Source organism: Janthinobacterium sp. UMAB-56 (assembly GCF_900095265.1).
Classification (GTDB): Bacteria; Pseudomonadota; Gammaproteobacteria; order Burkholderiales; family Burkholderiaceae_D; genus Janthinobacterium.
Genome location: NZ_LT607658.1, coordinates 177,670 through 197,594, shown reverse-complemented (window position 1 = coordinate 197,594; position 19,925 = coordinate 177,670). Strand labels below are relative to the sequence as shown.

The 19,925-nt window shown below is 59.0% G+C and carries 17 protein-coding genes; 5 read left to right on the top strand and 12 right to left on the bottom strand.

Annotation, left to right across the window (positions count from 1 at the left end; all coding sequences use genetic code 11):
• Positions 1-63: 63 nt before the first annotated feature.
• Complete coding sequence (locus K0F85_RS16085; RefSeq protein WP_257572822.1) at positions 64-1,146, bottom strand: RES family NAD+ phosphorylase; 1,083 nt, start codon at positions 1,144-1,146, stop codon at positions 64-66.
• A 594-nt stretch (positions 1,147-1,740) separates the two neighbouring features.
• Between K0F85_RS16085 and K0F85_RS16080 the strand changes: the two genes are divergently transcribed.
• Positions 1,741-3,099, top strand: coding sequence for a family 43 glycosylhydrolase (locus tag K0F85_RS16080; protein ID WP_219116980.1), 1,359 nt, complete (start codon positions 1,741-1,743; stop codon positions 3,097-3,099).
• A 10-nt stretch (positions 3,100-3,109) separates the two neighbouring features.
• On the opposite strand, the gene K0F85_RS16075 is transcribed toward K0F85_RS16080, so the two are convergent.
• On the bottom strand, positions 3,110-3,556 hold the full coding sequence (locus tag K0F85_RS16075; protein ID WP_219116979.1) for a response regulator: 447 nt from the start codon (positions 3,554-3,556) through the stop codon (positions 3,110-3,112).
• A 286-nt stretch (positions 3,557-3,842) separates the two neighbouring features.
• Here K0F85_RS16075 and K0F85_RS16070 point away from each other — a divergent pair, with 286 nt between their 5' ends.
• From K0F85_RS16070 to K0F85_RS16055, 4 genes are all read left to right on the top strand, one after another.
• A complete protein-coding gene (locus tag K0F85_RS16070; protein WP_219116978.1) occupies positions 3,843-5,963 on the top strand; it encodes a TonB-dependent siderophore receptor in 2,121 nt (706 codons plus the stop codon).
• A gap of 339 nt (positions 5,964-6,302) precedes the next feature.
• On the top strand, positions 6,303-6,962 hold the full coding sequence (locus K0F85_RS16065) for an FxDxF family PEP-CTERM protein (RefSeq protein ID WP_219116977.1): 660 nt from the start codon (positions 6,303-6,305) through the stop codon (positions 6,960-6,962).
• A gap of 257 nt (positions 6,963-7,219) precedes the next feature.
• A complete protein-coding gene (locus K0F85_RS16060; protein ID WP_035825219.1) occupies positions 7,220-7,669 on the top strand; it encodes a hypothetical protein in 450 nt (149 codons plus the stop codon).
• Positions 7,670-7,704: 35 nt separating this feature from the next.
• On the top strand, positions 7,705-7,923 hold the full coding sequence (locus K0F85_RS16055; RefSeq protein ID WP_219116976.1) for a hypothetical protein: 219 nt from the start codon (positions 7,705-7,707) through the stop codon (positions 7,921-7,923).
• 61 nt (positions 7,924-7,984) lie between these two features.
• On the opposite strand, the gene K0F85_RS16050 is transcribed toward K0F85_RS16055, so the two are convergent.
• The 10 genes from K0F85_RS16050 to infB form a co-directional block, all read right to left on the bottom strand.
• Entirely contained in the window at positions 7,985-8,368 is a 384-nt protein-coding gene (locus K0F85_RS16050) for a hypothetical protein (RefSeq protein WP_219116975.1), read from the bottom strand.
• A gap of 161 nt (positions 8,369-8,529) precedes the next feature.
• A complete protein-coding gene (locus K0F85_RS16045; protein WP_219116974.1) occupies positions 8,530-9,102 on the bottom strand; it encodes a hypothetical protein in 573 nt (190 codons plus the stop codon).
• 168 nt (positions 9,103-9,270) lie between these two features.
• On the bottom strand, positions 9,271-9,618 hold the full coding sequence (locus K0F85_RS16040) for an energy transducer TonB (protein WP_219116973.1): 348 nt from the start codon (positions 9,616-9,618) through the stop codon (positions 9,271-9,273).
• A gap of 60 nt (positions 9,619-9,678) precedes the next feature.
• Positions 9,679-11,418 carry a methyl-accepting chemotaxis protein gene (locus K0F85_RS16035; protein WP_219117056.1) on the bottom strand — a complete coding sequence of 580 codons (1,740 nt, stop codon included), beginning with the start codon at positions 11,416-11,418 and terminating at the stop codon, positions 9,679-9,681.
• Between the two features lie 533 nt (positions 11,419-11,951).
• Positions 11,952-12,416, bottom strand: a complete 465-nt coding sequence (locus K0F85_RS16030; RefSeq protein WP_219116972.1) for a hypothetical protein — start codon at positions 12,414-12,416, stop codon at positions 11,952-11,954.
• Positions 12,416-13,411: a tRNA dihydrouridine(20/20a) synthase DusA gene (gene dusA / locus K0F85_RS16025; RefSeq protein WP_219116971.1), complete on the bottom strand. Its 996-nt coding sequence runs from the start codon at positions 13,409-13,411 to the stop codon at positions 12,416-12,418. The genes K0F85_RS16030 and dusA overlap by 1 nt, the downstream gene beginning before the upstream one ends.
• Positions 13,412-13,529: 118 nt before the next feature.
• Complete coding sequence (gene typA / locus K0F85_RS16020; RefSeq protein ID WP_035825203.1) at positions 13,530-15,362, bottom strand: translational GTPase TypA; 1,833 nt, start codon at positions 15,360-15,362, stop codon at positions 13,530-13,532.
• Positions 15,363-15,573: 211 nt separating this feature from the next.
• Positions 15,574-16,509 carry a tRNA pseudouridine(55) synthase TruB gene (truB, locus tag K0F85_RS16015; protein WP_219116970.1) on the bottom strand — a complete coding sequence of 312 codons (936 nt, stop codon included), beginning with the start codon at positions 16,507-16,509 and terminating at the stop codon, positions 15,574-15,576.
• A gap of 2 nt (positions 16,510-16,511) precedes the next feature.
• Complete coding sequence (gene rbfA / locus K0F85_RS16010; protein WP_219116969.1) at positions 16,512-16,934, bottom strand: 30S ribosome-binding factor RbfA; 423 nt, start codon at positions 16,932-16,934, stop codon at positions 16,512-16,514.
• 116 nt (positions 16,935-17,050) lie between these two features.
• The gene (gene infB, locus K0F85_RS16005; RefSeq protein WP_219116968.1) at positions 17,051-19,909 is read right to left on the bottom strand and encodes a translation initiation factor IF-2; all 2,859 of its coding nucleotides are present in this window, start codon (positions 19,907-19,909) and stop codon (positions 17,051-17,053) included.
• Positions 19,910-19,925 lie beyond the last annotated feature (16 nt).

Sequence of the window (19,925 nt, the reverse complement as noted above, 5' to 3'; positions counted from 1 at the left end):
TACATAATCCTCTGCTTTGGCTATCGCGGTCGCAAGCATTTTCCCGACAATCCAACATTGATTTTAATACTCGACAGGCCCGAAATTCCCTTGATATCCAACTTGGGTGAGTACCAGCCGATTAACGCACTCGACACTGACCAAGTCATTCTCCACGGGTCTACCAAATAAGCCAAAATTGCGAATGGTAGTCGCATCCACGTATTGTTTTCGGTCTGGATGGATTCGACGAACCGACATACCGTAAACCGTCTCGAAAGGATGGGTACCTGTGCGAATCAAGCTAAAGAAGGACGAATAAATCACGCCATCATAACCAGCGTCCTTCGCAGCGAGAGCGATATCGCGCGTAATGTCATATGAGTGAGATCGGGCAAGAAACAGCATGTGAATAGCCATATCCAGACTCTCGAACTCCGTCACAGAATCACTTTCCTCTAGGGGGTGAGTGAGGTCCAATAACCGGATATCGCGCTTACACTTCAAGGTAGCAACATAGACTTCATCCTCCGTCGACGCTCTGCATTCGTGAATACAGACGTCTAGATCTTGCGATCCATACATGACAGATAGACCTGGAGAATCCATACGCCCTTTACCCGAAAAAGCCGCCGGCGGACTGTCGTACTCTGAAGAATCGGCTGGGCGCTCAGGGTCTAATCGCAGCCGATAGAATTTACTGCCAACGCTGAGAGTACTCTCAGGGTACTCCTTCAGAATACGTTCGATAATCTGAGGACGAGTTATTGGATTCTGAAGAGCCTTTAAGGGCTCGACTTCACCGACCATCCACAGTCGTGGTCCATAATGGAACATGCCAATTTTAGCGGCCTCCTCAATCAACCTGACATCGTTCTCGAGCCAAGCTGACGGGACGATGTCACTTTGGCCGTAATGCTGCTCGTTCACCTGAATGACTGGAGCTGCGCCGTACTCTCCCCTAACTGTAGTTCCACTAACGAAGAAGCGCCATGCGAGACTTCTAACATGATTTAGTGTCAACTTGCTCCCATGGGCACTTTGACAGTTCGGACAATTACCGGGCTGCTCAGCGCCATGGTTTGCAGCATCAATCCGCAGTCCCTCATCTTTAAAACAGTCAGAGCAAAGCAAAATTTCACCAATTGGTTCAATTTGGTCAGACATGTAAATCCCCTATTTCTTCGCTTGTTTCGACGATTGAATACGCCAGAATATTCTAAATGCGCGATGACCACTTGTGGCCGAACTCGGCAGTTTTTGACAGGATAGCATCTTGCCAAGTTGAAAGGTGTAACGCGTCAATGCTATTCCGAATAACGGGCGTCCGTCTAATACCTTTGGATTCAAATTGGCGAAATGGAATGCCTTCTCAACTGAGGGAAATAGGTACAAAAGGGAGGATGACAATCGTTCGATCTTCCAACGAGCAGGCTGCAGGCCGCATAGACTGGTGATAAAAAATGGCCCAGCGTTGGAAGATAAAATTTTTAAAGTATTGATTTAAAAGAATAAATTTATGTTAAGCGCTAGGGTTGTGATTCCTGTTGTCGTGGGTTCGAGCCCCATCAGCCACCCCACAGAATAAAGAAGAGCCCGGTTTTTGAGCCGGGCTTTTTCTATTCCAGAACCACTTTTATTTCTGCACCGATACCGGCCCCGGTATCGCTTCCTGTAAAAAATTCATTAGTGCAAATTTGACCATCGCCCTACTCTGGGGTGCGGCCTGGACCGCCCCATAAAAACAGTACGGAGACAACGATGAAGCACATCCTGGCGGCACTCTGCCTGATATTCTGCGCCCACGCGCAAGCGCTCAATCTGACCGGCGTGCCCAACGCGCACGACCCCGGCACACTCACGCGCGACGGCGACACGTATTTCAATTTCACCACAGGCGACGGCATCTGGTATTCCACCTCGACGGACCTGCTGAAATGGTCGGCCGGCCCCGCGCCCGTATTCAGCACGCCGCCGGCCTGGATCGCCAATAAAATCCCCAACTTCAGCGGCTCGTACTGGGCCCCCGAAGTGATCCACATGAATGGCTACTATTACCTGTATTACTCGGTCTCCACCTTCGGCACGTCCGTATCGGCCATCGGCGTGGCCCGCTCGGCCTCGCTGAAAAACCCCAACTGGACGGACCTGGGCATCGTCGTGCAATCGTATGGGGGCGGCGCGGAAATCAATGCCATCGACCCGGCCCTGTTGCGCGACCATGACGGCAAGGTCTACATGTCGTACGGCTCCTTCTTTGGCGGCATCGGCGTGACGGAAATCAACCAGGCCACGGGAAAGACGAGCGGCAACGTCACGACCATTCTCGGTGGCGGCGGCAAGGATATCGAAGCGCCCTACATCACACATGACGGCCAGTATTATTACCTGTTCGTCAATCGGGGAAAATGCTGCCAGGGCGCCGCCAGCACATATTACGTGGAAGTGCAGCGCGCCAGCAGCGTGACGGGACCGTACAGCGGCACGCACACCTTGCTGCCCAACCTCGACGGCAGGTATAAGGGACCGGGCCATATCGGCGTGCTCAAGCAGGATGGCTGCAACTACACCTCGATCCACTATTACGACGTCAACGACAATGGCGCGGCCAAGCTCGACATTTTGAAGATGACTTACAGCGATGGCTGGCCCAGCCTGACGCGCAATTTCTCCGTCGCCAGCTGCGGCGGTATCTCGGATGGCCCTACCGTGCTGCGCTCGCGCCTGAGCGGCAAGGCGCTGGCCGTGGCGGGCGCCGGCACGGCGAATGGCGCACTGGTGCAGCAGCAAACTTACACAGGGGCAAAACACCAGCAATGGTATGTGGTGGGGCATGGCGATGGGTATTACAGCCTGATCAATGCAAACAGCCTGCTGGGCCTGGACGACTATAACAACTCGACCACGGCCGGGACCAACATCGCGCAATGGACTTACTGGGGCGGACTGGGCCAGCAATGGCGTTTCGCCAGCCCGGCGACTGGCTACCAGACGATCAGCAACCGCTACAGCAACCTGACCCTGGACGTATTCAATCTGAGTACGGCGGAAAACGCGCAGATCATCCAGTGGAATTTGACCAATGCGAACAATCAGCAATGGTCGCTGAGCCGGCCATAGGACAGGGAATCTAGCCCGCCAGCACCGACTGCACCGTCGTCACCAGGTCTTCCAGGCGCACGGGCTTGACGAGGAAGTGGCGGAAGCCCACGGCCAGCGCATCGTCCATATACATGGGCAGGCTGTGGCCGGTGACGGCGATCAGCACGGCATTGGCCGTCTCGGGATGGTGGTGCAGGCGGCGGCCGATTTCGATGCCGCTGATGCCGGGCATTTCGATATCGAGGTAGACGGCGTCGGGCACGCACAGCTTGACTTGCTCGACGGCCATCTGCCAATTGCGCACCACCACCGCGTGGTGGCCCAGCGCTTCGAGCAACATGGCCAGCGATTCGCCCACTTCCTGGTTGTCGTCGACCACCAGCAGATTGAGCTTGCGCGCGGCAGCAAGCTGCCCGTCGCCCTGGCGGCGCTCAATAGAGGAAGCGCCTGATGTCGTTTCAGTTGTCTGGCTCATTGTACCTTCACGTCTGACGGCTGCAAAAGCGGCAGTATACAAGAAGCACGCCCGAGGCCGCCGCACGAAAGCCATGCTGCCGTGCGGCAATCCATGCCCCCGCTGTACCGCATCAACAACAGTTGCTCGCTTCTCCCGTGCAAAGTCGGCGCTGCACAAGGTTCGCAATTGACGAATATAATGAGAATCATTATCATTCTTATCCCCTTGCGCCGGATGCCCACGCCACGATGTTGTCGCGCCGCCTGATTGCCCGCGCAAGCATTGTCACTACGGAGATCCATGCATGGCTGCCACACTTTCCACACTGCCCTTTTCGCTGCGCCCGTGCGCGCTGGCCATCGCCGTCGCCTGTCTGGGCGCTTCCCTTGCCGCGCAGGCGCAGGAGGCCAATACGGCAAGTACGGCCGATAACGCCGGTGCCATCCTGGAATCCATCCAGGTCAGCGGCAACTTGCTGGGCACCAGCATGGCCGCCAGCACGAAGAATTTCGCGGGCGCCCGCACGGTGGTGCAAAAGGACGACATCGAGAACTCGGGCGCGGCCAGCCTCAGCGACGTGATGCGCCGCATTCCCGGCGTACAGATCAGCGACAACTCGGGCAGCGCCGGCAGCGCCATCTCGCTGAATATCGGCGTGCGCGGCCTGGCGGGGCGCTATTCGCCACGCAGCACGGTCTTGCTCGATGGCATCCCGATGTCGGTGGCGCCGTATGGCCAACCGCAGCTGTCGTTCGCGCCCGTCAGCCTGGCCAATGTCGAGACGGTCGACGTGGTGCGCGGTGGCGGCGCCGTGCGCTTCGGCCCGCAAAACGTGGGCGGCATCATCAACTTCAAGACGCGCCGCGTGCCTACCACGCCTGGCATCACGGACGATGCCAGCGTGCGCTATAACGCTTACAGCGAGGTGGGCCACAATACCCAGGCCAGCGTCTTTGCCGGCACCCAGCTCGACAGCGGTTTGGGCCTGGCGGTACTGTACTCGGGCATACGCGGCAGCGACTGGCGCGTCGGCAGCGATGAAAAAGTCAACGACTTCGCCCTGAAATTGCGCTACGACCTGAGCCCGACGGCCGAGGTGTACGGCAAGCTGTCTTACTACGACGTGACCTCGCGCACGCCGGGCGGTTTGAGCGCCGCGCAGTACAAGCAGGACCCGTTCCAGAACACGCGCCCGACCGACTTCTGGAGCGGCGAGCGCAAGGCCTTCGACATCGGCTACCTGAACGCCCTGTCCGGTACGCAGGAATTCGAGGTGCGCGCCTATTACAACAAGAGTTCGCGCGAAAGCACCCTGATCAATGCCGGCCGCACAGGCCTGGGCCGTCAGCCGCGCAATTATGAAACGACGGCCATCGAGCCGCGCTACACGCAGCGCTTCATCACGGGCAAAGTCTCGCAGGATGTCACCGTCGGCTACCGCTACCTGGCCGAGCGGGCCGATGAAAGCATCTATAACGTGGTCATTGCCAGCGGCGTACAACAAAAGCCGACGCGCTTCGCCAACAATGCCACCGATGCCCAGGCCGTGTATATCGACGACAAGATCGCCATCGATGCCTGGCGCATCACACCCGGCGTGCGCTACGAGCACATCAAGACGGAACGCTATAACCACTTGCCGACCGAGCAAAAGATCGAGTTGCTCAACAACAAGGCCCTGCCGTCGCTGAACGTGGCCTACTTGCTCAACCATCACGTCACCCTGTTCAGCAACTACAACAGCTCGTTTGGCGCCGTGCAAAACACGCAGCTCAATGCGCAGTCGAGCAAGAATCCGTTGCAGCCGGAACTGGCGAAAACAGCCGAACTGGGCGCGCGCTGGAAGAGCGATCAGCTGTCGGCAGAGGCGACCTTGTTCAACATCAAGTTCGACAACCAGATCCAGTCCGTGGGCAGCGGCGAAAACGTCATCTTCTACAACGTCGGCGCCACGCATCACCGGGGCCTGGAAACGGCCATCGACTACCATTTCGACCAGGCCGGTCCGCTGGCCGGCTTGAACGCCTACGCCACCTACACCTACACCAAAGCCACTTTGCAGGACGGCGCGAACGCGGGCAATGACGTGCCGTTTTATTCGCGCACCACGGACACCGTCGGCGCCCACTACCAACTGGGCGCCTGGGGCTTCGACTTGTCGAGCAGCCACCAGAGTCGTCAGTTCGCTGACGAAAGCAACACCGTGGCGGAAAATGCGGCGGGCAACCTGGGCGTCATTCCCGGCTTTCGCACCTGGAACACGCAAGTGAAATGGGCAGTGCCGGGCCAGAAAGGTCTGGAACTGGTCGCCGGCGTCAATAACCTGAGCGACAAGCGTTTCTTCACGCGCACTTCGGATGGCAACCTGGGCAAGCTGGTGGGCGCGCCGCGCATGGTCTATCTGCAGGGACGCCTGGCGTTCTGATGTCCAGATCCCCACGCGCGCGGCGGTGCCTATCGAATCGATATGCCGCCACCTAGGTCTGCGGCAAGAAAAAACCTGCATCGTTGTTGTAACGGCGCAGGTTTTTTTACATCGCGATGTCACAAAAATACTGTGGTGCAAGCCGCGCCAAGGCACAGTTCACTCTGGCGCGACGCCGCATTTAATTCATCATGGAAACCAATTGCCATGTAGACATAAATGATTTCACAATTACATTTATTTTTATCGAGCGCCTGTTCGTTATGTGAGTTTTAGTGATATTCTTTAAATGTCATTTAAGAAATCAAATTAACTTTTAACCAATAAAATGGACGCTATATGAAAACGCCTGCCACTCTCTTCAAGATCGCCGCATTGGCCTCCCTGATCACTGCCGGCGGCGCCCACGCCGCGACCGAACTGGTGGTCAACGGCAGTTTTGAAAGCAATGTCATTGCCTCGCCTTACGCCCAGTTGAGTGCTGTAACGGGCTGGACTTCTTCCGTCAGCGGCAATACGGCTTTTGAAATCCAGAAAGGCGCCACGCAAGGCGGCCTGGGCGGTTTCAACCCCGTCGCCGCCGATGGCATGCAATACCTGGAACTCAATGCCGCGCGCCTGACGTCCGTGTCGCAATCGCTCGCCACCACGGCCGGCGGCACGTATGCGCTGTCATTTGCCTACTCTGGCCGTCCCGACACGCCGGGCGGCGCGAGCAGCCTGATGAACGTCTACTGGGGTTCGACCCTGCTCACGCCAACGGCACTGGTCGGTACCAACAGCGGCGTATGGCAAACCTACAGCCAGAATGTGACCGCGCTCGACTCGTCGACCTTGCTGCGCTTCGAGTCGATCGGCCCCGTCTCCGCACCGACCTATGGCTCCTACCTGGATAACGTCTCGGTGCTGGCTGCCGTGCCGGAACCGGAAAGCTACGCCATGATGCTGCTGGGCCTGGGCTTGCTGGGTTTCATGGCACGCCGCAAGACTGCCGCCTGAATCCGGGCCGTCTCGCGCAACAGCCGCCCCGCCGCCTGGCCGGGCGGCTTTTTTCATGGAAAAACGGGGGCATTACCGCAGGAAATGTTGCCATAAAGAATTAAATTGGCGCTACAATAGCGGGGTATCAGGCAATGCCTAGCATCGCTCCGCCAGGGCCCCTACCCCGCCCTGCTCATCAGCACGCATTTTTTGAACAGGATGACTGGCGCTGCCGGGCCCGATTGCGCTCCCGGCACGGCCACCACACACGTACCATGTCTGCAGAAAAAACCATTACCGAAACGAGTTCCTACGGCAAGGAAACACCCGTGGGACGTCCCGATATCGATGGCCGGGCCGGCATTTTCGTGCCCACGGCGGAATTTGACATCGACAACACCACCACCATCCGCAAGGGCGCAGGCATTGTCGGCTTCGGCAATCTCGATGGCACCCTGACCGTGTATTTCGAAGCGAACCGCTTCGACGAAAGCAATCTGCACAAGTGGGAACACAAGGCGCGCAAGGCGTATGACCGCATGGTCATGGGTGCGCCCACGGTGTCGAAGGCGAAGATCGATGCGCGCATGCTGGAACAGGTGGGCATCATCGATGGCATGGGCATCAATCTCAAGCACCCGGAACGCCTGACGCACTGGCTGGCAATCTCGAACGTGCCGGACACGGCACCGGAAGAGCCTGTAGTGCGCTGGAAAAACCGCTAAGCGGCCGCAGAGCGAGGCGGGGAGCCAGGCACGAGGTGTTGTCCTACATCGCGGCGGACATTCATCTGATGCCCAAAAGCATCAACTCAAACTATGATGAAAGCCTGAACACACCCCACACCACTCAGGAGTACGACATGTCCCGCCTCATCCCGATCAGCTTTGGCGCCTTGCAAATAGGTCTGGCAGCGGCGGCGATGTATATCCTGTGCTCGGCGGACGTGCTGCATCAGGGTTCGGTCTATTTCCACTGATACAGCATCCCGCTACTGCCCGCCATACGACCAGGCGCGCCAGATGAACGCTGACCGATGACTAACGGCGGCCGTGGTAGCGTCCATGCCCGCCCCAGCCACCGCGGTGCCCACCGTAGCGCCCAAAGCCAAACATGAAGTCCAGGCCGATCGTCACGGGCGGATTGTAATAATACGGTTGCGGCGCGTACACAGGCGCCGGCACGTACACGGGTTGCTGCACGTACACGGGTTGCCGCTGTACATACACCGGCTCATTCGTGTATTCCACGCGCGGCTCGCTCATTACCCGACCCGACTGCGCCGGCTCGGACGAGACCGTATGCCATTCATAGGGATTGTAGGCGCCCTGTGGCGCGCGCGAACCGTAATACGCCGGACCGGGCGGCGCCACAGCGCAGCCACCCAGGGCGGCCAGCGAGATTACTGCCAACAGGGTTTTCATTGCAATTCTCCTCGAGTACCAATGCTATGCACTAGCTTAATTAAGTACTATAAGAAATTACGCCGCGCTTTGCTGCGCTTTTACCGATTGTTACACCCCGAAGCACGCTGCAACATGCATTGTGGCAAAGCCGCTACACACGGCTGGCGCGGCATGTTTCCTCAAATAAACGGAATCGCGCACGTGTCAATGGCCTTGCCGGTAGCATCGTAGCGCTGCACGCACACCTGATAGCGCACGCCGTAATCGAGCTCGACCTGCTCGACCTTGCCGTACTTCAATGTCCAACTGGGCTGTACCTGTTGCCGGCCAGCCAGCGCTGCCACATCCTGCGGGATTGCCATCGCCGTTTGCATCTCCCCCTGGCGCGCATCCTGGCGCCGCGCCACGTCGATGGACACGCTCACGGCCAGGTCCACGCCGCCGTCCACATAGGCCATGGCGGGCGCGCCCCGCTGCGCCCGCATCACGCCCCAGGCGCAAGGCTTGCCGCCGGCCTCGCATTGCTTTAATTGCGCCAGCGGAAAATATTCAGGGGCAATCTTGCCTTCCTTGACAGGCCAGCTGGTACGCACGCCATCGCGCTTGCCCGTCAGGGGATTGTCCCAGCTCAGGCTATTGACGACGGCCACGGTTTGCCCAGGCTGCAAGCCGGCAGGCGTGCCCAGCGATGCGCAGGCGGAAAGCAGCAAGCCGGTAGCGGCCAGGGAGGAAAGTGTCAGGATGCGCTGCATGGTGAGCCTCTTGTGGTGGGATATCCCGAAGGTATGTTTTGAGGGTAACAGAATCGGCGGCGACAGCGCCGTTGGCTGGCGCACATAACACTACGGGCGGCACCCTTGCAGGCGCCGCCCGTAGCGGAGACGACCATGCCGGGAGCCTGGCTCCCGGCAATGCGCGGATCAGTCCAGCTTCCAGGCGTAATCGACCTTGGTCCAGGTTTGCGCTGCGGCGCCATCCTTGGTGCCCGGTTTGAATTTGCACGCTGACAGAGCCTTGATGGCGGCCTTGTCCAGGTTCTTGAAGCCGCTGCTCTTGTCCACTTTCGAATCGGCAACGCTACCATCGGCATTGACCAGGAAGGACATCGACACGGTGCCCTGTTCTTCGTTCATCAGCGAGGCTTTCGGATAGTCGGCCTTGCAGCTCTTGGAATCGAACGACGCCGGCACCTCGGCCGCGAAGGCGGCGGAAGAAACGGACACCAGCAAGGCTGCTGCAACACTCATAAAACGCTTATTCTCAAACATGTGCTTCCCCATGATTATCAGATACGGTAATTACAATTTCCTGTGCGCCGTTGGCCGCGCTTAAAACTCTTCCCACTCATCATTGCTGCCAGCGCCTGCCGCCTTGCGTGGCGCAGGAGCTGCCACGGGCGCGGCCGCTTCAGCCTTGCGCGTCAGCGACTTCACCGGGCGCAAAACCGACGCCGGCTTGCGCACGGCCACTGGTGCCGTGGCCACGGGTGCAGGCACATACGCTGCCGGCTTCTCTTCGCCTTCAACCAGTTTGAAAATGCTGACCACGTGGGCCAGTTCGGACGCCTGGTCTTGCAAGCTTTGCGCCGCAGCGGCAGCCTGCTCCACCAGGGCGGCATTTTGCTGCGTCATGCCATCCATCTCGATGATCGACAGATTGACCTGTTCGATGCCCGCGCTTTGCTCCTGGCTGGCACTGGCGATCTCGCTCATGATGTCCGTCACGCGGCGCACGCTGTCGACCACTTCGCCCATCGTCACGCCAGCCTGACCCACCAGGCGCGTGCCGCGTTCGGTCTTCTCGGCCGAATCATCGATGAGGATCTTGATTTCCTTGGCGGCGCCAGCGGAACGCTGGGCCAGATTGCGCACTTCCGAGGCCACCACGGCAAAGCCGCGGCCTTGCTCGCCGGCACGCGCCGCTTCCACGGCCGCGTTCAGCGCCAAAATGTTGGTCTGGAAGGCGATGCCGTCGATGACGCCGATGATGTCGACAATCTTCTTCGCCGATTCATTGATCGAGCTCATGGTGTCAACCACTTGCGACACCACGGAGCCGCCCTTCAAGGCCACGTCCGAAGCGGTGGCGGCCAGTTTGTTGGCTTCGCGTGCATTGTCCGCATTCTGTTTCACGGTCGAAGTCAGCTCTTCCATGGCCGACGCCGTTTTTTCCAGCGCGCTCGCCTGCATTTCCGTACGCGACGACAGGTCGAGATTGCCGTCGGCGATCTCGCGCGACGCCGTGCCGATGGTTTCCGTACCGACGCGCACCTGGCCGACGATGCCCACCAGGCTGTTGCGCATTTCCTTCATTTCCGCCAGCAGGCTGGACGTATCGGAAGGCTGGGTGTGGATGCCGATCGACAGGTCGCCATTGGCGATGCTGCCGGCGATCGATGCCGTGTAGTCAGGCTCGCCGCCCAGCTGTTTCAGCAGACCGCGGGTAATCACTAGCGCTGCCGCCACGCCCATCGCCACGGCCAACACGCCGAGGATGATCATGAACAGGCGCGCACTGTCGAAGGCCTTGCGGGCATCCGATTGCATCTGTTCGTTCAATTTGTCTTCCAGGGTGGCCAGCTGCTCCAGCGCCTCCATCCATTTTTTCTGTACCGGGCGGATTTCCTTGATCATCACGCGCGTGGCGCCTTCCGCATCGTTGGCCATCCACAGTGCGGACGCCTTGGCGATGGCAGGCATGGCTGCCGCTTCATATTCCTTGATCGAAGCGAGCAAGGTTTTTTCTTCGGCAGTCGACTCGATGGCGAATTTCTCTTCGAGTTTTTTCTGCGTTTCCTGATAGGTGCTGGTCTGCGTCTTGATACGCGCCATTTCCGGCTCCATATCGCCCGCGTCGGTCATCAGAGTGAGGATGCGCAGCGAGGTGATGCGGTCGCTGACGTTGCCACGCATATCGATCACCAGGCGGGTGACGACGTTGTTGACATTGATCACGTGATCGAGACGGTCCTGGATTTGCGCCATGCGCGCGATGCCGAGGACGGTCACGGCCACCAGCAGAACCAGTACCAGGGCGAAACCCAGGCCCAGGCGGGTACCAACCTTCATTTTTGCTAAATTCATTTCGGCTCTTCGTAAATGAAACTATTGATAAGGATTTTTGCCCGGCACGACAAGACGAAGGCTGCGTTACACCGGGTTCCGCCCATACCCATTGGTATGCTGGCGGTATCCGGCCGCACGCAGCCTGGGGTACTTCCTGATCCACAACAGCCCTGAAAACGCCAGTGACTGCGAATGCAAATTTCTTCCACACACTGAATTTTTGACACTGATGATATTAGATCAACATCAAACATTCATATGAGAAATATTTGTCTATAATCAATTATAGGTGTAAATTTTGCCTCAAAGCAAGCAATAAGTACCTGAATAAATGCCTGATTAACTTTCTTCGGGGAAATGGCAACAACGCCGTTTCTTGGCCCATAGAAATGCCCCACGACAGTGCGGGCGTGCGCCGAAACAGCGCATTTACAACACATGGGAAAGCCGGTGACAGCGTTTTGGGAGAGATACGCAGAGGAAGGGGAAGTACAGACAATACCAGTGCGCCAGGGCACAGGTATAGACAAGTTGGCTCAGCGGTCCCAGCTGCAATGCATCACATAGGCGTGACGCTCTGTGCCAAAGACAAAGACGCTCCAGATGGCACCCAAGTGGGCGGCCAGGCTGCGCTGGCTAGACGATACCAGTTGATACCAGTGCGGCTCGCCGCCCAGCAGTTCGGCCAGTTCGCGCGCGAAACCGTCGAACAGGCGCCCGTCCAGCGACTGGCGATCGGCATCGCTCATCGGGTTCAGGCGCTCGAGCAGCCACTGGCGCGGCGTGCACAAGACGCCGTTGCACGCGGCCGTCCCGAGTGGCTGCAGGCGCAAGCCCTCCGGTGGCAGCCCCAGCGCGCGGCACAGGGCGTCTAACGATGCCTGCGCTGCGATGGGCCCCAGATAATCGCAAAGAAACAAACTGCCATCATCCTTCAATGCGCTAACGGCTTGCAGGTAGCCATGCAACTGCTGTGCATGGGCATGGCAATCGCAGCTCATCAGGCAGGCAAGGACAAGCGCGCCGCCGCTTCCAGCAACAGGCGCGGGTCGCCCGAGGCCAGCTTCTTCGAATCCGACAGGGTCTGGCGGAAACCGCGCGCGCCGGGCAGGTTTTGCATCAGACCCAGCATGTGGCGCGTGACGCTGTTCAGTTTCAAGCGCCCCGCTTCCTTTTCCAGCTGCGCACTGATATACGGAATCATCGCTTCGAGCACCTGTTCGCGCGTTTTGACGGGCGCATCGTCGCCGTAATAGCGCTGGTCGAACTGCGCCATGACATACGGGTTGTGGTAAGCCTCGCGGCCCAGCATCACGCCGTCGAGGTGCTGCAGGTGCAGGTCGATTTCAGCCAGCGTCTTGATGCCGCCATTGATGATGAACTCGAACTGGGGAAAATCACGCTTCAAGCGATAGGCATAATCATATTTCAGCGGTGGTACTTCGCGGTTTTCCTTCGGGCTCAGGCCCTTCAGGATGGCGTTACGCGCATGCACGATAAATGTCTTGCAGCCGGCGTCGGCCACGGTGCCGACGAAATCGCGCACGAAGTCGTAGGACTCGCTGTCATCGATGCCGATGCGGTGCTTGACGGTAACGTCGATATCGACCACGTCGCGCATGGCTTTCACGCAGTCGGCCACCAGTTGCGGTTCGGCCATCAGGCAGGCGCCAAACGCGCCCTTTTGCACGCGCTCGGACGGGCAGCCGCAGTTCAGGTTGATCTCGTCATAGCCCCACTGCTGGCCCAGCCTGGCGCTGGTGGCCAGGTCTTGCGGATCGCTGCCCCCCAGCTGCAGCGCCACCGGATGCTCTTCCTCGTTGAAGCGCAAATGGCGCTCCACGTCGCCGTACACCAGCGCACCCGTCGTCACCATCTCGGTGTAGAGCCAGGTGTGGCGCGTGATTTCGCGGTGGAACTTGCGGCAATGGCGGTCGGTCCAATCCATCATCGGGGCGACGGACAGGCGGCGGGAAGGCAAAGAAGAGGAAGTCATGGTGTCTACAAAAAACAGGAGCTGCAAATGACAAACCCGCTGCGTGCCTCACCAGTGACGGTGACGCGGCGCAGCGGGCCGGGAGCGGCATGGCCCGCAGGCCATGCACTACAACATATTACGCATCACGCGACGCTTTTTTACGCTCGTGCTCTTTCAGGAAGCGCTTGCGCAGACGGATCGATTTAGGCGTGATTTCCACCAGTTCGTCGTCCTCGATGAATTCGACTGCGTATTCCAGCGACATCTGAATTGGTGGCACCAGGCGCACCGCTTCGTCGGTACCCGACGAACGCACGTTGGTCAGCTGCTTGCCCTTGATCGGGTTGACGACCAGGTCGTTGTCGCGCGAGTGGATACCGATGACCATGCCTTCATAGACCGGGTCATTGTGCGACACGAACATGCGACCGCGGTCTTGCAGTTTCCAGATAGCGTAGGCAACAGCGGCGCCGTCGTCTTGCGAGATCAGCACGCCATTACGACGGCCAGCCATTTCGCCACGGGTGTTGTCGACTGGCGCGTATTCATGGAACACGTGGCTCATCAGGCCGGTGCCGCGGGTCAGGGTCATGAATTCGCCCTGGAAGCCGATCAGGCCACGCGCAGGGATCAGGTACTCGAGACGCACGCGGCCCTTGCCATCCGATTCCATGTTTTGCAGGTCGCCGCGACGACGGCCCAGTTCTTCCATGACGCCGCCCTGGTTGACTTCTTCAACGTCGACCGACAGGTTTTCAAACGGCTCGTGGCGCACGCCATCGACCATTTTGAACACGACGCGTGGACGCGATACGGCCAGCTCGAAGCCTTCGCGACGCATGTTTTCGATCAGAATCGTCAGGTGCAGCTCGCCGCGGCCCGATACTTCAAAGATCGTGTCGTCGTCGGTTGGCGAAACGCGCAGAGCAACGTTGGCTTTCAGTTCGCGGTCCAGACGGTCACGCAGTTGGCGCGAGGTAACGAACTTGCCTTCGCGGCCAGCCAGTGGCGAGTTGTTGACCATGAAGTTCATGGTCAGGGTCGGCTCGTCGACGGTCAGCATCGGCAGCGGATCCGGGGTATCGACTGCGCACAGCGTCGAACCGATGCCGATTTCATCGATACCATTGATCAGGCAGATGTCGCCGGCAACAGCTTCGTCCACCAGCACGCGCTCCAGGCCCTTGAAGTTCAGCACCTGGTTAATGCGGCCTTTGATAGGCGTGGCGCCTGGGCCATTGATGACCAGCACGTCCTGGCCGACCTTGACGGTACCGCGGTTGACGCGGCCAATGCCGATCTTGCCGACGTACGACGAGTAATCCAGCGAGGTGATCTGCATTTGCAGCGGGCCTTCAGGATTGTCGTCACGTACTGGAACGTGTTCCAGGATGGCGTCAAACATCGGCTTCATGTCGCCGCTGCGCACGTCTTCGGTCAGGCCGGCATAGCCGTTCAGGCCCGAAGCGTAAATGATAGGGAAATCGAGTTGTTCGTCGGTAGCGCCCAGCTTGTCGAACAGTTCGAACGTCTGGTTGATGGCCCAGTCCGGGCGCGCGCCTGGACGGTCGACCTTGTTGACGATGACGATAGGCTTCAGACCCAGTGCCAGCGCTTTGCGCGTGACGAAACGGGTTTGCGGCATCGGGCCTTCTTGTGCATCGACCAGCAGCAGAACCGAGTCAACCATCGACAGAACACGTTCCACTTCGCCGCCGAAGTCGGCGTGGCCTGGGGTGTCGACGATGTTGATGTGGGTGCCTTCGTACTCAACAGCGCAGTTCTTCGACAGAATCGTAATGCCGCGCTCCTTTTCCAGGTCGTTCGAGTCCATGACTCGGGTGTCGACCGCTTGGTTTTCACGGAAGGTGCCGGACTGGCGCAGCAGCTGATCCACCAGCGTGGTTTTGCCGTGGTCAACGTGGGCGATAATGGCGATATTACGAATTGCGCGTTTTGTATTTGACATGGTCGTAGTAGTTACTGAAAAACTGCGGAGTGCGTACAAGGTGTACGAGATACCCGAATGCTAATCTATTTCCGGAACCGCGTAGTATAGCATGTTGCGTTGCAACGCTATCTAAAAATGCTGGCGGCTCCCGCAGTCGGGGACGGTTTGTTTAAAAATACGACACCGGATTAGCAGTGTCGCTGATCAATATGACTTGAGCGTGACTTACTTATTCGTGTGCTGTCGCGATCAAACGCTCCGGCGCCAGGATGCTGTATTCCTGCAACTGGCCCGTGCCCAGCAGCTTGCTGTCGTGATACACGCGCACCCTGCCTGGCTCGGCCGGCACGGCGACGTCTTCCTTGCCCAGCGCGATGCGCTGGCCGTGCAGGAAACGCTTGGACAGTTCTTCCGTCAGCTGGACGGCAGGGAAACTCGACAATAAAGCATCGACGGGGGCCAGCAAGCTCAAGGGCGCAGCGTGCGCCGTCAGCTCGTCCAGCGTAACGACGCCGTCTAAGGTCAGATCGCCCACCTGCGTGCGGCGCAAAGCGTTCAGATGCCCGCCGCAACCGAGGGCATGGCCGATGTCTTCGCCCAGCACGCGAATATACGTGCCTTTGCTGCACATCACGGACAATTTCAGGAACGGGGCCTCGTAGCCGAGGAACTCAAGCTTATGGATGGTCACCGGGCGCGCTTCGCGCTCCAGGGTGATGCCTGCCCTTGCATACTCATACAAGGGCTTGCCATCTCGCTTCAAGGCCGAGTACATGGGCGGCGTCTGCAGAATCGGCCCGCGGAACTGCGCCAGCACGGCTTCGATCTGCTCCTGAGTGACGTTAACGTCGCGCGTTTCCAGCACTGCGCCTTCCGTGTCGCCCGTATCCGTCGTCTGCCCCAGGCGCACCAGAGTTTCGTAGGTTTTGTCGGCTTCCAGCAAGTCTTGCGAGAACTTCGTGGCTTCGCCAAAACACAATGGCAGCAAGCCCGTGGCGAACGGGTCCAGGGTACCCGTATGGCCCGCTTTTTTCGCGTTCAACACGCGCTTGGCCTTGATCAGGGCATCATTGCTGGACCAGCCCACGGGCTTATCGAGCAGCAAGACACCGTCGACCAGGTCGCGCACCCGCTTGATGCCGGGCGGTTTCTTCGGACCCGCCACCTTTATTGCTCGTCCGCTTTGTCTTCAGGCTTCGCATCCGGCTCGGCGTCGGCCGCGCGCGTGGCGTTGGCCTTGTCGATCAGGAGCGACATTTCCATGCCGCGCGAGGTCGAGCTGTCGTGCACGAAATGCAGCATCGGCAGGGTGTGGATGTGCAGGCGCTTGCCCAGCAAGCCACGGATGAAGCCAGACGCGGCCATCAAGCCTTCGGTGGTGTTCTTGATGGCTTCCTTGCTGTCTTTCAACATCGTGAAAAACACCTTGGCATGGGCGTAATCGGGCGTGATCTGCACTTCGGTGATGGTGATCATCGTACCCACGCGCGGGTCTTTCAATTCGTAGGCGACGATTTCAGCCAGATCGCGCTGGATCTGGTCTGCCACGCGCAAGCCGCGCGCTGGCATGGTTTTGCTATGTTTAGCCATGATATATGCTGTCCTAAGTGCCGCAGGGCGCATGGGTCAAACGGTTGCCCGTTGACCAATGCGCCCCACGTGTTTGCGCGGACAACGATATGTCCGCGCCATTGTTCTTACCGAGATTACAGGCTACGAGCGATTTCCTGGACTTCGAACACTTCCAGTGTGTCGCCAACCTGAATGTCGTTGTAGTTCTTCAGCGACAGGCCGCACTCCAGACCGGCGCGAACTTCTTTCGCATCGTCCTTGAAGCGTTTCAGGGAGTCGATCTCGCCGCTCCACACCACGATGTTGTTGCGCAACAGGCGGACGGAAGAAGCACGCTTGACCACGCCATCGGTGACCAGGCAACCGGCAATCGCGCCCACTTTCGAGACCAGGATAACCTGGCGGATCTCGACCTGGCCGATGACGGTTTCGCGTTTCTCTGGTGCCAACATGCCCGACAACGCCGATTTGATCTCGTCGATCGCATCGTAAATGATGTTGTAGTAGCGAATGTCCACGCCATTCGACTCGGCCAGCTTGCGTGCCTGGGCATCAGCACGGGCGTTGAAGCCGATGATGACCGCTTTCGAGGCGACTGCCAGGTTGACGTCCGATTCCGTGATGCCGCCGACGGCTGCGTGCACAACTTGTACGCGCACTTCGGAGGTCGACAGTTTCTGCAGCGAACCGACCAGCGCTTCTTGCGAACCTTGCACGTCGGTCTTGATGATCAGCGGCAAGTTTTTCACTTCGCCTTCGGCCATCTGGTCGAACATGTTTTCCAGTTTCGCAGCTTGCTGTTTCGCCAGTTTCACGTCACGGAACTTACCTTGACGGAACAGACCGATTTCACGCGCCTTGCGCTCGTCAGCCATGACGACGACTTCTTCACCGGCAACCGGCACTTCCGTCAAGCCCTGGATTTCGACCGGGATCGAAGGACCCGCTTCAGCGATGGACTTGCCGTTCTCATCGAGCATGGCGCGAACACGGCCATACGAAGAGCCAGCCAGGATCACGTCGCCGCGTTTCAAGGTACCGGACTGCACCAGGATCGTCGCGACAGGACCACGGCCCTTGTCCAGACGCGCCTCGACAACCAGGCCGCGCGCAGGCGCATCGACCGGTGCCTTCAGTTCCAGCACCTCGGCTTGCAACAGCACTTGTTCCAGCAGATCGTCGATACCCTGACCCGTTTTGGCCGACACCGGCACGAATGGCGATTCGCCACCGTATTCTTCCGGCACGACTTGCTCGGCGACCAGTTCCTGCGTCACGCGGTCCACGTTACCACCTGGTTTGTCGACCTTGTTGATCGCCACCACCAGCGGCACGCCGGCTGCTTTCGCATGGGCAATCGCTTCTTTCGTTTGCGGCATCACGCCATCGTCGGCGGCAACCACCAGAATAACGATGTCGGTTGCTTTGGCGCCACGGGCACGCATTGCGGTAAACGCTTCGTGACCCGGGGTGTCGAGGAAGGTGATCATGCCGCGTGGCGTATCGACGTGGTAAGCGCCGATATGCTGCGTAATGCCGCCCGCTTCGCCGGAAGCAACCTTGGCGCGACGAATGTAATCGAGCAAAGAGGTCTTACCATGGTCGACGTGACCCATGACGGTGACCACCGGTGCGCGTGGCTTGCTTTCGAAGTGCGCGTGTTCGCCCACATCGGCCAGCAGCGCTTCCGGATCGTCCTGTTCGGCGGCGAACGCCTTGTGGCCCATTTCTTCCACCAGAATCATGGCGGTTTCCTGGTCCAGCACCTGATTGATCGTGCACATCTGGCCCAATTTCATCAAATGCTTGATGACTTCGGATGCCTTGACGGACATTTTGTGCGCCAGTTCGGCCACGGTGATCGTTTCCGGTACGTGCACGTCTTTGACGACGGCTTCCGTCGGAGCCTGGAAGTTCGATTCACGGTCATCATGGTGCGTCGGGCGACGGCCCTTCGCGCCACCGCGCCAGCTGTCACGGCCGCCTGGGCCGCTATTGCCGCGTGGCTTGGGACCACCGGTGGTGCCGCGTTTTTTCGCGTCATCGGACCAGGTGGACGACACATTGGCCGACTTGATGGATTTCTTGTCTGCAACAGCAGGCTTCTTGTCGCCCGGCTTGTCGCCAGGTTTCTTGTCAGCAGGCTTGTGCAGGGTGCCTTCCGGCGCCTTCGGCTTGACCGGAACCGGTACGGGTTCAGGTGCCTTAATGGCGCGGCGTGGCGCGTTCATCATGGCCTTGATCTGGGCGACTTCGTCGGCAACAGCCTTGCGTGCACGCTCGGTGGCTTCCGCTTTGTCAGCGGCTTCCTTGGCGGCAACAGCAGCGGCGGCGGCTTTCTTCTTCGCTTCTTCAGCGGCAGCCACTTTTTTCGCTTCAGCGGCGGCGTCGTCAACGACAGGTGCAGCGGCGCTGGCGACAGGTGCGGCAGCAGCCTTGGCAGCCGCTTTCTTGGCTTCCGCTTCAGCTTCTTTCTTCGCAGCCAGTTCAGCCTGTTGCGTGGCTTTCGCCTGGGCTTCTTTTTCCGCGTCGAGCTTGGCAAGACGTTCTTGCTTTTCGCGCAGATCGGCTTCCTGGCGGGCGATCAGTTCAGCCTGTTTACGGGCATCTTCTTCACGGCGCGCCACGTCGGCGGGATCGATCACCGGTGCGGCAGGCGCAACCGGTTCTGCTACGACCGGCGCAGCTTCGTCACGCTGGACGAAAGTGCGTTTCTTGCGCACTTCCACCTGGATGGTGCGCGATTTGCCGGTGGCGTCAGCTTGCTTGATTTCAGTCGTTTCCTTGCGGGTCACGGTGATTTTTTTCTTTTCTGTGTCAGCCGCTGCGCCGTGTGTGCGGCGCAGATGATCCAAAAGCTTGTCCTTATCATCTTTCGACAATGGATCTGACGTCGAACTTTTCTCGACGCCGGCAGAACGCAGCTGCGTCAGCAGCAAATCTGCAGGCATCTTCAGTTCGGTGGCAAATTGGGCTACGTTGTTACTCGCCATTCAGTCCTCTTTTCTA

Coding starts and splice junctions, on each gene's coding strand:
- K0F85_RS16085 (WP_257572822.1), bottom strand. CDS start 1,146: ATGTCTGACCAAATTGAACCAATTGGTGAAATTTTGCTTTGCTCTGAC.
- K0F85_RS16080 (WP_219116980.1), top strand. CDS start 1,741: ATGAAGCACATCCTGGCGGCACTCTGCCTGATATTCTGCGCCCACGCG.
- K0F85_RS16075 (WP_219116979.1), bottom strand. CDS start 3,556: ATGAGCCAGACAACTGAAACGACATCAGGCGCTTCCTCTATTGAGCGC.
- K0F85_RS16070 (WP_219116978.1), top strand. CDS start 3,843: ATGGCTGCCACACTTTCCACACTGCCCTTTTCGCTGCGCCCGTGCGCG.
- K0F85_RS16065 (WP_219116977.1), top strand. CDS start 6,303: ATGAAAACGCCTGCCACTCTCTTCAAGATCGCCGCATTGGCCTCCCTG.
- K0F85_RS16060 (WP_035825219.1), top strand. CDS start 7,220: ATGTCTGCAGAAAAAACCATTACCGAAACGAGTTCCTACGGCAAGGAA.
- K0F85_RS16050 (WP_219116975.1), bottom strand. CDS start 8,368: ATGAAAACCCTGTTGGCAGTAATCTCGCTGGCCGCCCTGGGTGGCTGC.
- K0F85_RS16045 (WP_219116974.1), bottom strand. CDS start 9,102: ATGCAGCGCATCCTGACACTTTCCTCCCTGGCCGCTACCGGCTTGCTG.
- K0F85_RS16040 (WP_219116973.1), bottom strand. CDS start 9,618: ATGTTTGAGAATAAGCGTTTTATGAGTGTTGCAGCAGCCTTGCTGGTG.
- K0F85_RS16035 (WP_219117056.1), bottom strand. CDS start 11,418: ATGAAGGTTGGTACCCGCCTGGGCCTGGGTTTCGCCCTGGTACTGGTT.
- K0F85_RS16030 (WP_219116972.1), bottom strand. CDS start 12,416: ATGAGCTGCGATTGCCATGCCCATGCACAGCAGTTGCATGGCTACCTG.
- dusA (WP_219116971.1), bottom strand. CDS start 13,411: ATGACTTCCTCTTCTTTGCCTTCCCGCCGCCTGTCCGTCGCCCCGATG.
- typA (WP_035825203.1), bottom strand. CDS start 15,362: ATGTCAAATACAAAACGCGCAATTCGTAATATCGCCATTATCGCCCAC.
- rbfA (WP_219116969.1), bottom strand. CDS start 16,934: ATGGCTAAACATAGCAAAACCATGCCAGCGCGCGGCTTGCGCGTGGCA.
- infB (WP_219116968.1), bottom strand. CDS start 19,909: ATGGCGAGTAACAACGTAGCCCAATTTGCCACCGAACTGAAGATGCCT.